The 254-nt window shown below is 37.0% G+C and carries 1 pseudogene; it reads left to right on the plus strand.

What is annotated here, in order from left to right:
* Nucleotides 1-69: 69 nt before the first annotated feature.
* Nucleotides 70-254: pseudogene (locus LI162_RS15450) on the plus strand (thymidine kinase); the annotation flags it as partial.

Raw genomic sequence — 254 nt, forward strand, 5'->3', positions numbered from 1 at the left:
TAAAAATACTGCTTTTTTGCTGAAAATATAGTAAAATACGTAAGGAACTAACGGAAAGGTGTAGTGAACATGGCTCAATTATTTTTCAAGTATGGCGCAATGAATAGTGGTAAAACCATTGAAATCTTAAAAGTAGCACACAATTACGAAGAACAAGACAAAGCTGTTGTTTTGATGAGCAGTGGACTAGATACACGTGATGGTGTCGGGAAAGTATCCAGTCGCATCGGATTACGCAGAGATGCTATTCCAAT

The sequence above is a fragment of the Mediterraneibacter sp. 210702-DFI.3.120 genome (genome assembly GCF_020561005.1).
Classification (GTDB): domain Bacteria; phylum Bacillota; class Clostridia; order Lachnospirales; family Lachnospiraceae; genus Mediterraneibacter; species Mediterraneibacter faecis.